The sequence below is a fragment of the Stenotrophomonas sp. YJH_SMC_21 genome, assembly GCF_059369555.1.
Genome location: NZ_JCAFSU010000018.1, coordinates 46280 through 59835 on the forward strand (window position 1 = coordinate 46280; position 13556 = coordinate 59835).

At 66.1% G+C, this 13556-nt stretch carries 11 protein-coding genes; all 11 read right to left on the minus strand.

The window, feature by feature from the left end:
- Position 1 precedes the first annotated feature (1 nt).
- The 11 genes from AC5P67_RS17915 to AC5P67_RS17965 all read right to left on the minus strand — a co-directional run bounded on the left by AC5P67_RS17915 (position 2) and on the right by AC5P67_RS17965 (position 13553).
- The gene (locus tag AC5P67_RS17915) at positions 2 to 1216 is read right to left on the minus strand and encodes an oxygen-independent coproporphyrinogen III oxidase (RefSeq protein WP_044570336.1); all 1215 of its coding nucleotides are present in this window, start codon (positions 1214 to 1216) and stop codon (positions 2 to 4) included.
- A gap of 194 nt (positions 1217 to 1410) precedes the next feature.
- The gene (locus tag AC5P67_RS17920) at positions 1411 to 2742 is read right to left on the minus strand and encodes an MFS transporter (protein WP_012480466.1); all 1332 of its coding nucleotides are present in this window, start codon (positions 2740 to 2742) and stop codon (positions 1411 to 1413) included.
- A 23-nt stretch (positions 2743 to 2765) separates the two neighbouring features.
- Complete coding sequence (locus tag AC5P67_RS17925) at positions 2766 to 3665, minus strand: peptidylprolyl isomerase (RefSeq protein ID WP_012480467.1); 900 nt, start codon at positions 3663 to 3665, stop codon at positions 2766 to 2768.
- 3 nt (positions 3666 to 3668) lie between these two features.
- Positions 3669 to 4376, minus strand: a complete 708-nt coding sequence (gene narI, locus AC5P67_RS17930) for a respiratory nitrate reductase subunit gamma (protein ID WP_012480468.1) — start codon at positions 4374 to 4376, stop codon at positions 3669 to 3671.
- The gene (gene narJ, locus AC5P67_RS17935; protein ID WP_043396264.1) at positions 4373 to 5053 is read right to left on the minus strand and encodes a nitrate reductase molybdenum cofactor assembly chaperone; all 681 of its coding nucleotides are present in this window, start codon (positions 5051 to 5053) and stop codon (positions 4373 to 4375) included. Before narJ ends, narI begins: the two co-directional genes overlap by 4 nt.
- On the minus strand, positions 5053 to 6597 hold the full coding sequence (gene narH / locus AC5P67_RS17940) for a nitrate reductase subunit beta (RefSeq protein WP_012480470.1): 1545 nt from the start codon (positions 6595 to 6597) through the stop codon (positions 5053 to 5055). The genes narJ and narH overlap by 1 nt, the downstream gene beginning before the upstream one ends.
- Entirely contained in the window at positions 6597 to 10403 is a 3807-nt protein-coding gene (locus AC5P67_RS17945) for a nitrate reductase subunit alpha (RefSeq protein ID WP_012480471.1), read from the minus strand. The genes narH and AC5P67_RS17945 overlap by 1 nt, the downstream gene beginning before the upstream one ends.
- Positions 10404 to 10475: 72 nt before the next feature.
- Positions 10476 to 11894 carry a NarK family nitrate/nitrite MFS transporter gene (locus AC5P67_RS17950; protein ID WP_012480472.1) on the minus strand — a complete coding sequence of 473 codons (1419 nt, stop codon included), beginning with the start codon at positions 11892 to 11894 and terminating at the stop codon, positions 10476 to 10478.
- 145 nt (positions 11895 to 12039) lie between these two features.
- On the minus strand, positions 12040 to 12405 hold the full coding sequence (locus AC5P67_RS17955; protein WP_012480473.1) for a DUF7009 family protein: 366 nt from the start codon (positions 12403 to 12405) through the stop codon (positions 12040 to 12042).
- Entirely contained in the window at positions 12402 to 12944 is a 543-nt protein-coding gene (gene mobA, locus AC5P67_RS17960) for a molybdenum cofactor guanylyltransferase (RefSeq protein ID WP_012480474.1), read from the minus strand. Before mobA ends, AC5P67_RS17955 begins: the two co-directional genes overlap by 4 nt.
- 108 nt (positions 12945 to 13052) lie before the next feature.
- Positions 13053 to 13553: a molybdenum cofactor biosynthesis protein MoaE gene (locus AC5P67_RS17965; protein WP_012480475.1), complete on the minus strand. Its 501-nt coding sequence runs from the start codon at positions 13551 to 13553 to the stop codon at positions 13053 to 13055.
- Positions 13554 to 13556: the final 3 nt, after the last annotated feature.

The following is a 13556-nucleotide window of genomic DNA, read 5'->3' on the forward strand; positions in this document are numbered from 1 at the left end:
CTCAAGCGATGGCGGCCGCCGGCCGGAAGCATGCGGCCATCATACGCCACAGCAGGCGCCCTTCTTCGGCCAGGCGCAGCACGCGCGCATCCCACTGCGCCCAGCCGCGTGCCAGCAGCGGCGACAACGCGGGCAGCTGTTCGGCGAAACATTCCTCGAACGGTTCATCGTTGCGCCACTCGAAGGCAGCCGCATCGAGGGCGTGGTCACAGGCGATGCTCTGCGCCACTTCGGCCACCAACCGCTCGTCCTCGGACAGGATCAGCCCGGCGGAGACTCCCATGTGACCCGCCAGCAGCCGCGCACGCCATTCGCCCAGTTCGTCCTCCAGCCGGTAGAACACCTCGCCGATCTGGCTGCAGGCAGACAGGCCAAGCCCGATGAAATCACTGCGGTCGCGGCGTGGCACGCTGGCAAGATCGCAATGGCGCTGGCCATCGCCCGGACCGTGCGGGTTCGGCAGATCGCCGCGCTGATAGTGATCGCCACCAATCGGTTCGTAACCCGCAGCGCGCAGCAGGCGCCAGGCCTGCAGCCAATGGACGGCCGAGGGGTATTCTGGCAGCGCACACGGCGCCGGCAGCAGGATGCGCTCCGGTGCCTCGGCCAGCACCTCGTGCAGCCGTTCAATGAAGCCAGCGTCCTCGCTGCCGGGTACCCGCAACTGGTAGTAGCGCGCGGTGAAGCCCACCTGTCGCGCCTGTGCCAGCAGGGTCGGCCCCGGTGCATCGGCGCGATCGATCACGTTCAAACGGGTGCAGCCCACCGCACGCAGCTGCGCCGGCGCCAGCGCGCTGCCTGCGTCCAGCCGCACCTCCACCTGGGGCCGCGCCACGGTGCGCAGGTGCTGCGGCACCGCATCCAGCAGCTGGCCGAGCTGCGGCGGCGGCAACGTCTCGGCCAGCCCCAGCTGCAGTACCATCGCCACCACTTCACGGTCCTCGGCCAGCACGTCGGCCTGCAGCCGCAGCGCCAGCAGCAAGGTGTCCAGATAGGCCTGCGGCGGCACACCGCGCCCGCCACGACCGACCTGGAAGCCGAGCGTCAAGCCGCGTGGGATCAGGTGCTCATTGCTGGCGCGCATGGCAGCGCGCCAGCCGCTTTCGCCAAAACCAGTACTGAACTGGTCAGCCGGCGGAAACAGCACGTGCCGCGGTTGCCGCAGCAATGCAGCCTGCAGCGCAGTGTCCTCGCTCTCGTCAACGTGGAAGCTCATGGCAGACATCTTCGGGCGTTCCTCTTCGCGTGGCCCTGATTGAAATCAAGCGTGGCGCATCTGGCGGTTGCTGCCGGGCAGCGTCCGGCACTACCCCTTCACCCACCATTTGGTAGTGCCGGCCGCTGGCCGGCAGCACCCTCCACCCATCGCGCACCGTTCTGGTAGTGCCGGCCGCTGGCCGGCAAACACCTTCACCCACCGCGCACCCGCTCGGCGGCGGCCGCATCGATGGCTTCGGGCAGGTCGGTTTCGCGGTCGATCTGCGGGAAGTGGCGGCGTTCCATACGGCGGATCGCGAAGTGCATCCAGGCCAGTGCAGCGGCCACCAGCACGAACAGCAGCATGAAGCAGCTGCTCCAGATGCCCACCGCATCGTTCAATGCACCGAACACGATCGGCAGGATGAAGCCACCCAGGCCACCGATCATGCCAACCACGCCGCCCACGGCACCCACGTGCTTGGGGTAGTACACCGGGATGTGCTTGTAGACCGCGGCCTTGCCCAGCGACATGAAGAAGCCCAGCACGAACACCAGCACGGTGAACATCACCACGCCGATGGCCAGATGGAAGTGGATCGGGCCATGGATGCCCTTCACCACATACTCGGTATCCGGGTAGGCCAGCAGGAAGGTGCAGATGGCCGACACGCCGAAGGTCCAGTACATCACCCGGCGCGCCCCCATCCGGTCCGACATCCAGCCACCGACCACGCGGAACAGGCTGGCCGGGATCGAATAGCACGCCGCCAGCATGCCGGCGTGGCCCACGTCCATGCCATAGGCGCCCACCAGGTAGTGCGGCAGCCACAGCGCCAGCGCCACGAAGCCACCGAACACGAAGAAGTAGTACAGCGAGAACCGCCACACCTGCAGGTTCTTCAGTGGCGCCATCTGCTCGGCGAACGGCACCGGCTTCACGCCTTCGCGACGGCGCTGCTCCAGCGACGGATCTTCCTTGCTGAAGAGGAAGAACAGCACCGCCGTGACGGCCAGCGCGACGGCCCAGACCTTGGCGACCATGGTCCAGCCGGCCGCCACCATCACCAGCGGCGCCAGCAGCTTGGTCACCGCCGAGCCGATGTTGCCAGCACCGAAGATGCCCAGTGCGGTGCCCTGCTTGCTGGCCGGGAACCACTTCGAGACGTAGGCCACGCCCACCGAGAAGTTGCCGCCGGCGATACCCACGCACAGCGCGGCAATCAGGAACTGGGTGTAGGTCTGGGCATAGGTCAGCATCCAGGTGGCCACTGCGCCACACAGCATCACCAGCACCATCACCTTGCGGCCACCGAACTGGTCGGACCATATGCCGAGGAAGACCCGGCTGACCGAACCGGTCAGCACCGGCGTGGCGATCAACAGGCCGAACTGGGTGTCATTCAAGCCGAGCTGTTGACTGATCTGGATGCCGATGATCGAAAAGATCATCCACACCGCAAAGCACACGGTGAAGGCGAACGTGCTCAGCCACAGCGCACGTTGCTGCTGCCCGGCACTGGCGGGGGCAAGGGCCTGGTTCATGAATTCTCCTCGTTCAAGGGGGTTCAGCCGATATCCGCTTCGGCTTCGATCTCATCCAGCCCGCGCACCGGGTAGCGTTCCTGCAGCTGCAGCAGGTAGGCCTGCACTTCACGCTGGCGTACCTGCAGCTCCAGGTAGTCACGCAGCTGCGGCAGCACCGCCTCGAACGGCTGCGGCTGGCCTTCCTCGCGTGCATCGACGCAGACCACGTGGTAGCCCCAGCGCGATTCCACCGGGAAACCGGCCAGGCCCTCGCGCAGGCGGAACACCTGGCGGTCGAACTCCGGCGTGGTCTGCCCACGCTGCAGCCAGCCCAGGTCGCCGCCCTCGCTGCTGGATGGGCAACGCGAATGGCGCAGGGCGAAATCGGCGAACAGGTGCGGCGACTCTTTCAGCAGCCCGACCAGCCGCTCGCCCTCGGTACGTGCGGCGAAGCGCCCAGCCACGTCGTCGGCCGGCGCGGCCAGCAGGATATGGCGCAGACGCACGCGGTCGGGGGAGCGGAAGCGCTCCGGGTTCTGCTCGAAGTACCGGCGGCAGTCTTCATCACTCGGTACGCGGTCTTTGATCGCATCTTCCAGCAGCTGTTGGATCAGCACTTCCTCGTCGCTTACTCGGTTGCCCTCCGGCGCCTGCAGCCCAAGCCGCTGCGCTTCCAGGCGCAGCAGCTCGCGCACCACCAGTGCACGTGCCGCTTCGGCACGAGACTGCTCCGGGCGCATCGCCCGGTGGTGCTGCATCTCGCGGGCGATGTCGGCCTCGCTGATCGCGGTCTCGTCCACGAACAGCCGGCACGGTGCCGGCTGCCCGAGCGAGCGCGGCCCCTGCGCTGCCGCGTCATGGTGGTGCGAATGCGCCTCGGCGGGAACCGGCGCAGCGGAGTCGATCACGGTGATCGGCAGGAATTTCGGCAGGCTGCCCATGACTTACTCCCGCGGACCGTAGCGCAGCGTGGCCTGGCGGCGGCGCACCACCTGGTACGGCCTCCACAGGTAGCTGATCGGAATGCTCCACACGTGCACCAGGCGCGTGAACGGCGCGATCAGGAACAGGGTCAGGCCCAGGAAGATATGCATCTTGTAGACCCAGCTGACGCCCTCGATGTAGTCGGCGGCACCGGCACGGAAGGTCACGATGTGCTGTGCCCACTCGGCCAGCTGCACCATCACCCCGCCGTCCAGGTGGCCGGACGAGATGCGGATGCTGTACAGGCCCAGGCACAGCTGGGCGAACAGCAACACCAGCACCAGGGTGTCACCGAAGCTGCCGGTGGCCCGCACGCGCGCGTTGAACAGGCGGCGCACCAGCAGGATGCTGATGCCGATGAAGCACAGTGCGCCGAACACACCACCGACCACCATCGCCAGCATCTGCTTCTGCGAGGAGGTGATGAAGTGCTCGTACACCGCGTGCGGGGTCAGCAGGCCGACCAGGTGGCCACCGAGGATGGCCAGGATGCCGATGTGGAAGCAGTTGCTGCCGATCCGCATGCCCTTGTCCGACAGCATCTGGCTGGAGCCGGTGCGCCAGGTATACATGGCCCTGTCATAGCGGGCCCAGCTGCCGATCAGCAGCACCGCCACGGCGATGTACGGGTAGTACTGGAAGGCGAATTGATGCAGGGAGTAACTCATGGCTGGACCTCTCGATGCGAAGGACGGGCCGGCGAACGCACGGGCGGCTTGCAGTCTTCGGCAGGAGCTTCGGCGCCGAAGCGCACCGCCTCCTCCTCCCACAAACGGTCCATGGCCTCGGCGGTATCGTCGCGGACTTCCTCGCTGGCACGCTGGCGCAGCGCCTGCAGATCGGCCTTGCCGTCACCGGCTTCGACCAGGATCTCGAACAGCACCCGGTGCGGCAGCTCCCGCTCGGCGGCACGCGCCGCCAGCATCCCGGCGATATGGCCGATGTGGTGCAGCCACTCGCGGGCCTCGCTGCCTGGGCGATGGGCCAGGAACTCCAGCAGCAGCGGCAGGTAATCCGGCAGCTCGCGTGCATCCAGTTCGAAGCCGTTGCGGCGGTAGGTTTCGACCAGATCGACCATGGCCTGGCCGCGGTCGCGCGACTCGCCATGGATGTGCTCGAACAGCAGCAGGCTCATCGAGCGGCCGCGGTCGAAACTGGCCAGCCACGCCGCCTGCGCATCCAGCGCATCGGTGGCCAGCAGCTGCTGCACGAAGCTGCGCAGCTGCTGGCGGCGGGTGGCGTTCAGCGCCGGGTCGTCACAGGCGGCGAGCAGTTCCTCGCCGTGCTCCCACAGTTCTTCGCGGGGGTAGTCCAGCAACACCCCGACCAGCTTGAGCACGCTCATCACACCACCTCCTTGCGGCGGTGGTTCGGGCCCTTGTCCACCACGAAGGTGGTGGTCTTGCGCTGGCCGAACAGGTCGGCCGGGCTGTCACCATTGCAGCCGTTGCCGAAGGTGAAGCCGCAGCCGCCGCGCTCGCCGAAGGCGTCGTTGGCATACTCGCGGTGGCCGGTCGGAATCACGAAACGGTCCTCGTAGTTGGCGATGGCCAGGTAGCGGTACATCTCCTCCACCTGGGCGATGCTCAGCCCGGTCTGTTCCAGCACCGAGGTGTCTTCCACGCCGTCCACGTTCCTGGCCCGGCGCCAGGCACGCATCGCCATCAGCCGCTCCAGCGCGCGTACCACCGGCGCCTCGTCACCGGCCGTCAGCAGGTTGGCCAGGTAGCGCATCGGAATGCGCAGCGACGCCACGTCCGGCAGTTCCCCGCTCATGCCCACGCGGCCACGCTCGGCGGCAGACTGGATCGGCGACAGCGGCGGCACGTACCAGACCATCGGCAGCGTGCGGTATTCCGGGTGCAGCGGCAGCGCCAGCTTCCAGTCGATCGCCAGCTTGTACACCGGCGACTGCTTGGCAGACTCCAGCCAGCTGTCCGGGATGCCCTCCTTGCGCGCGGCGGCGATCACCGCCGGATCGTTCGGGTCCAGGAAGATATCCAGGTGGGCCTGGTACAGGTCCTTCTCGGCGGCCACCGAAGCGGCCTCGGCGATGCGGTCGGCGTCGTACAGCATCACGCCCAGGTAGCGGATGCGGCCCACGCAGGTTTCCGAGCACACGGTCGGCTCACCCATCTCGATGCGCGGGTAGCAGAAGATGCACTTCTCCGACTTGCCGCTCTTCCAGTTGTAGTAGATCTTCTTGTACGGGCAGGCCGACACGCACATGCGCCAGCCGCGGCACTTGTCCTGGTCGATCAGCACGATGCCATCTTCCTCGCGCTTGTAGATCGCGCCCGAGGGGCACGCCGACACGCACGCCGGGTTCAGGCAGTGCTCGCACAGGCGCGGCAGGTACATCATGAAAGTCTTCTCGAAGGCGCCGTAGATCTCCTTCTGCACCTGGTCGAAGTTGTAGTCGCGCGATCGCTTGCTGAACTCCGAACCGAGGATCTCCTCCCAGTTCGGGCCCCACTCGATCTTCTGCATGCGCTCGCCACTGATCAGCGAACGCGGCCGCGCGGTGGGCTGGTGCTGGCTGTCCTTGGCGGTGTGCAGGTTCTGGTAGTCGAAATCGAACGGCTCGTAGTAGTCGTCGATCTGCGGCAGGTCCGGGTTGGCGAAGATCTTGGCCAGCATGCGCCAGCGGCCACCCGCGCGTGGCACCAGCTTGCCGCTGCCGGTGCGCACCCAGCCACCGTTCCACTTCTCCTGGTTTTCCCATTCCTTCGGGTAGCCGATGCCCGGCTTGGTTTCCACGTTGTTGAACCAGGCGTACTCGACGCCCTCGCGCGAAGTCCAGACGTTCTTGCAGGTGATCGAGCAGGTATGGCAGCCGATGCACTTGTCCAGGTTCAGCACCATCGCGATCTGTGCACGGACCTTCATCACACCACCTCCTTGCTGGCCGATGCCGAAGCACCAGCGGGCTGCTCATCGGTCGCTCCTGCGCGTCCTGCGCCCGCGACACTCGAACTTCCTTGTTCATCGTCCAACCAATCAATCTTGTCCATCTTGCGTACGATCACGAACTCGTCGCGGTTGGTACCGCAGGTGCCGTAGTAGTTGAAGCCATAGGCCAGCTGCGCGTAGCCGCCGATCATGTGGGTCGGCTTGAGCACGATGCGGGTCACCGAGTTGTGGATGCCGCCGCGGGTGCCGGAAATCTCCGAGCCCGGCACGTTGATGATGCGTTCCTGGGCGTGGTACATCATCGCCATGCCCGGCATCACGCGCTGGCTGACCACCGCGCGCGCAGCAATCGCACCGTTGACGTTGAACAGCTCGATCCAGTCGTTGTCGACGATGCCGGCGCTGCGCGCGTCGTCCTCGCTGATCCACACGATCGGGCCACCGCGCGACAGTGTCTGCATGATCAGGTTGTCGCTGTAGGTGCTGTGGATGCCCCACTTCTGGTGCGGGGTGATCCAGTTCAGCACGATCTCCTTGTTGCCGTTCGGGCGCTGGTTCAGCAGCGGCTCCACCGTGCGCGTGTTGACCGGCGGCCGGTAGCTCATGAAGGCCTCGCCAAAGTCGATCATCCACTCGTGGTCCTGGTAGAACTGCTGGCGACCGGTCACCGTGCGCCACGGAATCAGCTCGTGCACGTTGGTATAGCCGGCGTTGTAGCTGACGTTGTCGTCTTCCAGGCCCGACCAGATCGGCGAGGAAATGATCTTGCGCGGCTGTGCCTGGATGTCACGGAAGCGGATCGCCTCGTGCTCCTTGCCCACGGCCAGGTGGGTGTGCTCGCGGCCGGTGAAGGTGCCCAGCGATTCCCAGGCCTTCACCGCCACGTGGCCGTTGGTTTCCGGCGCCAGGTGCAGGATCACTTCGGCCGCGTCGATCGCGGTCGAGATGGCCGGGCGCCCCTGGCTTACGCCTTCTTCGTGCACGGTGTGGTTCAACTTGCCGAGGAACTCGACCTCGTGCTTCGTGTCCCAGCTCATGCCCTTGCCGCCATTGCCCTGCTTGTCCAGCAGTGGGCCGAGCGAGGTGAACTTGCGGTACAGGTTCGGGTAGTCACGCTCAACCACCGTCATCGACGGCATGGTCTGGCCCGGAATGGCCTCGCACTCGCCCTTCTTCCAGTCGGCTACGCCGAACGGCATGCCCAGCTCGTTGGGGGTGTCGTGCAGGGTCGGCACCAGCACCAGGTCCTTCTCCACACCCAGCACGCCCGGCGCCATCTCGCTCACGGTGCGGGCCACCTCCTTGAAGATGTCCCAGTCACTGCGCGATTCCCAGGCCGGGTCCACCGCCTTCGACAGCGGGTGGATGAACGGGTGCATGTCCGAGGTGTTGAGGTCGTCCTTCTCGTACCAGGTTGCCGTCGGCAGCACGATGTCCGAGTACAGCGCGGTGGTGCACATGCGGAAGTCGAGCGTGACCAGCAGGTCCAGCTTGCCTTCCGGCGCCTCGTCGCGCCACTTCACCTCCTGCGGCTTCACTGCGCCCATTTCGCCCAGGTCCTTGCCCTGCAGCCCGTGGCGCGTACCCAGCAGGTGCCGCAGCATGTACTCGTGGCCCTTGCCCGAGGAACCCAGCAGGTTCGAGCGCCAGATGAACATCATGCGCGGGTGGTTCTGGCTGGCGTCCGGGTCGGCGAAGGCGAAGTCCAGCGAGCCGTCCTTGAACTTGCCCAGCGCATAGTCCGCCGGGGCCACGCCGGCCGCTTCGGCCTCGCGTACCAGCTGCAGCGGGTTGCGGTCCAGCTGCGGGGTGCTCGGCAGCCAGCCCATGCGCACCGCGCGCAGGTTCAGGTCGGCCAGGCTGCCGCCGTACTTGCTCGCATCGGCCAGCGGCGACAGCAGCTCGTCCACCTGCAGCTTCTCGTAGCGCCACTGCCCGGTGTTGAAGTAGAAGAACGAAGTGCCGTTCATGTGGCGCGGCGGCTTGCTCCAGTCCAGGCCGAATGCGAGCGGCTGCCAGCCGGTCTGCGGGCGCAGCTTTTCCTGGCCCACGTAATGCGCCCAGCCGCCACCGGTCTGGCCCACGCAGCCGCACATGATCAGCATGTTGATCAGGCCGCGGTAGTTCATGTCGTTGTGGAACCAGTGGTTCATGCCCGCGCCGACGATGATCATCGATCGGCCGTGGGTCTTGTCGGCGGTACGCGCGAACTCGCGGGCGATCTCGATCACCTCGGCGCGCGACACGCCGGTGATGCGTTCCTGCCACGCCGGCGTGCCCGGCACCATGTCATCGAAGCTCGATGCCACGTTGCCGCCGCCAAAGCCACGGTCCACGCCGTACTGGGCCAGCAGCAGGTCGTAGACCGTGGCCACCAGCGTCTCGCCGCCATCGGCCGTGGCCAGTCGGCGCACCGGAATGTTGCGGTCCAGTACTTCTTCGGCCGGTGCAGCGGTCCAGCCATCGCTTTCAATGCCACCGAAGTACGGGAAGCTCACTGCCTCGATGCCGTCGTTGGCCTCGGACAAGCTCAGGCGCAGGCGCGTATCGGCGCCATTGCTGGCCTTCTCTTCGATGTTCCAACGACCCTTCTCGCCCCAGCGGAAACCGATCGAGCCGTTGGGCACCACGATCTGGCCGCTGTTCTCGTCGTAGGCCAGGGTCTTCCAGTCCGGGTTGTTGGCTTCACCCAGCCCGCCCAGCTCACTGGCACGCAGGAAGCGGCCCGCCACCAGGCGGCCATCGTCGCGACGCTCCAGACGCACCAGCATCGGCATGTCCGAGTACTGGCGGCAGTAGTCCTGGAAATACTGCGAGGGCCAATCAACATGGAACTCGCGCAGGATCACATGGCCGAAGGCAAAGGCCAGCGCCGCGTCGGTGCCCTGCTTGGGGTGCAGCCAGTGGTCGGTCAGCTTGGCCAGCTCGGAATAGTCCGGGCAGATCGCCACCGTCTTGGTGCCGTTGTAGCGCGCCTCGGTGAAGAAATGTGCATCGGGCGTACGCGTCTGCGGCACGTTCGAGCCCCAGGCGATGATGTAGCGACTGTTGTACCAGTCGGCCGATTCGGGCACGTCGGTCTGCTCGCCCCAGATCTGCGGCGAGGCCGGCGGCAGGTCGCAGTACCAGTCGTAGAAGGACAGGCAGGCGCCACCCAGCAGCGACAAATATCGCGCACCGGCGGCGTAGGACACCATCGACATCGCCGGAATCGGCGAGAACCCGACCACGCGGTCCGGGCCGTACTGCTTCACCGTATACAGGTTGGAGGCGGCGATGATCTCGTTGGCCTCTTCCCACTGCAGGCGCACGAAGCCACCCATGCCGCGGCGGGTCTTGTACGAACGCGCCTTCTCCTTGTCCTCCACGATGCTGGCCCAGGCATCGACCGGGGCCTTGCTCTTGCGTGCTTCGCGCCACAGGCGCAGCAGCGTGCCGCGGATCAGCGGGTACTTCAGCCGGTTGGCGCTGTACAGGTACCAGGAATAGCTGGCGCCACGCGGGCAGCCACGCGGTTCATGGTTGGGCAGGTCCGGGCGTGTGCGCGGGTAGTCGGTCTGCTGGGTTTCCCAGGTGACCAGGCCGTTCTTGACGTAGATCTTCCAGCTGCAGGAGCCGGTGCAGTTCACGCCGTGGGTGGATCGTACGATCTTGTCGTACTGCCAGCGGGCGCGGTAACTGTTTTCCCAGTCGCGGCCCTCGCTCTTGGCAAAACCATGGCCATCGGCAAAGGTCTGGGGGTCACGCTTGAAGAACTGCAAGCGATCGAGGAAATAACTCATCGGGGATCTCCCTTTGCGGACATCGGCATCGTGGCTGTGTGTGTCATCTGGCTGCGGTGCGTTTTCATGTCGTCAGCAGGGTGTCTCGGCACCGCGCCGGTAGTACCACCACCAGGTCACGGCCAGGCAGGTGACATAGAAAACAACGAATCCGTACAGCGCCATGTCGGGGCTGCCGGTCAACGTAATGGACGAGCCGTAGCTCTTGGGAATGAAGAAACCGCCGTAGGCACCGATCGCACCGGAGAAACCGACCACTGCGGCCGACTCGATGCTGGCCTGGTGTGCGGCCGTGGCCTTGCCCTCGGCGTTGTCGTTGGCCGACCAGCGCTCATGCAGGGTGCGGAAAATCACCGGGATCATGCGGAAGGTGGTGCCGTTGCCGATGCCACTGAGCACGAACAGCGCCATGAAGCTGAGCAGGAAGCCGTAGAAGTTGCCGCCCTGGCCATCGCTGGGCAGGAAGTGCAGCACGCCGAACACTGCCGCGATCATCAGCGCGAACACCCAGAAGGTCAGGCGTGCACCACCCCAGCGGTCGGCCATGCTGCCACCCACCGAGCGCATCAGCGCGCCCAGCAGCGGGCCGATGAAGGCGTAGGCCAGCGGGTTCACGTCCGGGAACTGGCTCTTCACCAGCATCGGGAAGCCGGCCGAGAAACCGATGTAGGAACCGAAGGTGCCGATGTACAGCCAGCACATCAGCCAGTTGTGCTTGCGGCGGAAGATCACCGCCTGCTCGGAGAACGACGAGCGGGCGCTGGTCAGGTCGTTCATGCCGAACCAGGCCGCGATGGCGCACAGCGCGATGGCCGGCACCCAGATGAAACCGGCGTTCTGCAGGAACAGCGGTGCCCCACCCTCCACCGCGGGCTGCGGTGCACCACCCAGCGCACCGAATACGCCCACGGTGATGACCAGCGGAATCACCGCCTGCGCCACCGACACGCCCACATTGCCCAGGCCGGCGTTCAGGCCCAGCGCTAGGCCCTGCTTCTGCTTGGGGTAGAAGAAGGAGATGTTGGACATCGACGACGAGAAGTTCGCGCCGCCGAAACCACACAGGATCGCGATGGCCACGAACACCCAGTACGGCGTGGCCGGGTTCTGCACCGCAAAGCCGAGCCAGAGCGTCGGCGCCAGCAGCGACGCGGTGGACAGCGCGGTCCAGCGGCGGCCGCCGAAGATCGGGATCACGAACGAATAGAAGATGCGCAGGGTCGCGCCGGACAGGCTGGGCAGTGCCACCAGCCAGAACAGCTGGTCGGTGCTGAAGTTGAAGCCGATCTTCGGCAGGCTGATCGACACCGCCGAGAACAGCACCCAGACCGAGAAGGCCAGCAGCAGCGAAGGGATCGAGATGACCAGGTTGCGGGTGGCGACCCGCTTGCCGGTGCGCTCCCAATAGCCGGGATCCTCCGGCGTCCAGTCGCTGATGACGCGACCGGGACTGGCAGTGCTGCGGACAACAGGATCGCTACCGACGGTCATACATGGCTCCAAGGCTGTGGAATGACGTGGGTACTGCGTTTCAAGTTGTAACCCGTCGTCATGCAGCCATTAGGCCGTGCAGCACGGACGACGGGGTTGATCTGGATCAATCAAGGGCCGGTTTCCACCCTGCCCCTGACAAATGTCAAACCGATGAAGCGGTGCTGCGGCGGGTCACCCCGCGCTGGCGCACGCTGTCGCGCACGTCCACATCGAACTGCAGCTGAAGCTGGCTTCCATCTTCCAGGGCAATGTCGAATGGCAGGCCATCGCGGCACGGCAGCCGCGCCGCCAAGGCCTCGACGGCCGAGCGCGGCAGTACCAGGCGGCAGAAGGTGCCTCCGTCGAGCAGTACCGGTTGATCGCCGCCATGCAGCGACACCGCCATGCCCCAGCCTTCGATACCGCCGAAGCGGGTCATGTTCTCGACCGTTTCACCGGCCAGCAGGCGCGCCAGCTCGGCCTCGTCCAGGCGAAGCCGTACCGATTGGTCCTGCAACTGCACTTTCATGACGCAACATCCTCCCATTGTTCGGGGGTATTGCAGTTGACCAGCCCGGCCTCGTCAACCGGCGCCAGCGCCACGGAATTCACGCCAAGACGACGCTGCAGGGCCTGCAGCGAGCGCGGACCGTCCGGGTCGCCCAGCATCGATTCAAGTACGTTGCGACAAGCATCGTCTATATCCACCAGCATGGGCAGGGGATGGCCGGCAAAGATCGTGCATGGACCGCGATGGCCGTCACGCAATTGCTGCAGCAATCGCGGCGGCAGCAGCGGCGTATCCACCGGCACCACCCAGGCCGGGCCATCGGGCATGCGCATCGCCACGCTGTAGAGCCCGCCCAGCGGCCCGCAACGTGCCACGCGGTCCGGCACGCCGCCGAACGCCGGGTAATTTCCGCTGACCCAGACCTCGCGTGCGCCAGCCTGCATCAACAGGCCCCGCATGTGTTCCAGCAAGGTCCGCCCCTGCCACGGCAGCAGCGCCTTGTCGCGGCCCATCCGGGTGGACAGGCCGCCGGCCAGCACGATGCCGTTGACGCTCATCGCCGTAGAGCCACGCCATGCGTGGCTGCGCCGGCCGGGTGCTCGGGAAAGGCCTCATCCACGCATGGCGTGGATCTACTGAACCCCGCGCCGCCCTGAAGGGTGGGGTCAATGCCCGTGGTCGTGCGCATGATCATGGGCATGGGCGGGTTCGCTGTCCGCATGGCACAGGCTGCAACCCTCGCTCCACTCGCTGTCGCCGTCCTCGTAGTGCTCCTGCTTCCAGATCGGGCACTGGTGCTTGACCACCTCGATCAACTGCCGGCACGCGCGGAACGCTTCGTCGCGGTGCGGGCTGCCCGCGGCCACCACCACCGCCACATCGCCGATGCCCAACCGGCCCTTGGCGTGGGCCACATACAGCTTCAGCTTCGGACCGAACGCCGCCTCGACCTCGGCGGCCAGGCGCTTGAACTCGTTCAGCACCAGCGGCTCGAACAGGTCGTAGGTGATCCCGGTCACCAGCCGGCCGATGTTGACGTCGCGCACCTTGCCGATGAACACGTCGATGCCGCCGAAGCCCGGATCAGAGACCGCAGCAATGCCCTCGGCTGGATCGATCGCCGCCTGCGCGCGGTCCACCACCTTCGCGATGATCTTCTCGCTCATCGC

Bases quoted from the DNA above. Each gene is read 5' to 3' on its own strand.
- mobA (WP_012480474.1), bottom strand. From the start codon at position 12,944: ATGAGCGTCAACGGCATCGTGCTGGCCGGCGGCCTGTCCACCCGGATG.
- AC5P67_RS17950 (WP_012480472.1), bottom strand. From the start codon at position 11,894: ATGACCGTCGGTAGCGATCCTGTTGTCCGCAGCACTGCCAGTCCCGGT.
- narH (WP_012480470.1), bottom strand. From the start codon at position 6,597: ATGAAGGTCCGTGCACAGATCGCGATGGTGCTGAACCTGGACAAGTGC.
- AC5P67_RS17915 (WP_044570336.1), bottom strand. From the start codon at position 1,216: ATGAGCTTCCACGTTGACGAGAGCGAGGACACTGCGCTGCAGGCTGCA.
- narI (WP_012480468.1), bottom strand. From the start codon at position 4,376: ATGAGTTACTCCCTGCATCAATTCGCCTTCCAGTACTACCCGTACATC.
- AC5P67_RS17945 (WP_012480471.1), bottom strand. From the start codon at position 10,403: ATGAGTTATTTCCTCGATCGCTTGCAGTTCTTCAAGCGTGACCCCCAG.
- AC5P67_RS17920 (WP_012480466.1), bottom strand. From the start codon at position 2,742: ATGAACCAGGCCCTTGCCCCCGCCAGTGCCGGGCAGCAGCAACGTGCG.
- AC5P67_RS17955 (WP_012480473.1), bottom strand. From the start codon at position 12,405: ATGAAAGTGCAGTTGCAGGACCAATCGGTACGGCTTCGCCTGGACGAG.
- narJ (WP_043396264.1), bottom strand. From the start codon at position 5,053: ATGAGCGTGCTCAAGCTGGTCGGGGTGTTGCTGGACTACCCCCGCGAA.
- AC5P67_RS17925 (WP_012480467.1), bottom strand. From the start codon at position 3,665: ATGGGCAGCCTGCCGAAATTCCTGCCGATCACCGTGATCGACTCCGCT.
- AC5P67_RS17965 (WP_012480475.1), bottom strand. From the start codon at position 13,553: ATGAGCGAGAAGATCATCGCGAAGGTGGTGGACCGCGCGCAGGCGGCG.